This is a genomic window from Paenibacillus agaridevorans (genome assembly GCF_003112455.1).
Taxonomy (GTDB): Bacteria; Bacillota; Bacilli; order Paenibacillales; family Paenibacillaceae; genus Pristimantibacillus; species Pristimantibacillus agaridevorans.
The window spans coordinates 1-1,047 of the sequence record NZ_BDQX01000154.1; the positions used below are offsets into that span (position 1 = coordinate 1).

Here is a 1,047-nt window from a genome sequence, read left to right on the forward strand (position 1 = left end):
CGAACCGCCTGTGCTTCCGTTTCCGTTATACGTCATCGTATACGTCGGATTAGGCGTCCACTTCGCATACAGCGTAACATCGGCCAGTATTGTGGTTGATGCACCAGCCGAGTAATTCGTACCGTTGCCGTTAATTGCCGTGTTCCAGCCTGCGAACGTGTGACCCGTCTTCACTAAGCTCCCTTTATCTTTCAACACAATCACTGTGCCCGCTTCATAAGCTTCACTGTCGACAGGCGCAGTTCCCCCTGTGCTTCCGTTTCCATTATACGTCACCGTATACGTCGAATTAGGCGTCCACTTCGCATACAGCGTAACGTTCGCTGCTCCCATCGTCAGTGTCGCGCCCGCTGCATAATTCGTGCCAGTTCCGTTCGCTAACGTGTTCCAGCCTGCAAATGTATGGCCTACTTTCACCAAAGTGCCTTTGTCCAGCACATTGACCGTTTCGCCTGCTTCGTATGCCTCGCTGTCCACTGGCACCGAACCGCCTGTGCTTCCGTTCGGGTTATACGTCACCGAATACGTCGGATTAGGGGTCCACTTCGCATATAGCGTAACGTTCGCTGCTCCCATGTTCAGCGTTGCGCCAGCTACGTAATCGGTACCGCCGCCGTCAGAAGCTGTGTTCCAGCCTGCAAATGTATGGCCTGCTTTCACCAAAGTGCCTTTGTCCAGCACATTGACCGTTTCGCCTGCTTCGTATGCCTCGCTGTCCACTGGCACCGAACCGCCTGTGCTTCCGTTCGGGTTATACGTCACCGAATACGTCGGATTAGGCGTCCACTTCGCATACAGCGTAACATCGGCCAGAATTGTGGTTGATGCACCAGCCGAGTAATTCGTACCGTTGCCGTTAATTGCCGTGTTCCAACCTGCGAACGTGTGACCCGTCTTCACTAAGCTCCCTTTATATTTCAACACAATCACTGTGCCCGCTTCATAAGCTTCACTGTCGACAGGCGCAGTTCCCCCAGTGCTTCCGTTTCCGTTATACGTCACCGTATACGTCGGATTAGGCGTCCACTTCGCATACAGCGTAACGTT

Annotated in this window: 1 protein-coding gene; it reads right to left on the reverse strand. The window is 53.4% G+C overall.

Translation table 11 applies throughout. The features are described from left to right. Positions 1-1,047 (reverse strand): InlB B-repeat-containing protein (locus PAT3040_RS13885; RefSeq protein ID WP_146200429.1); only part of this gene is annotated, 1,047 nt, incomplete at both ends.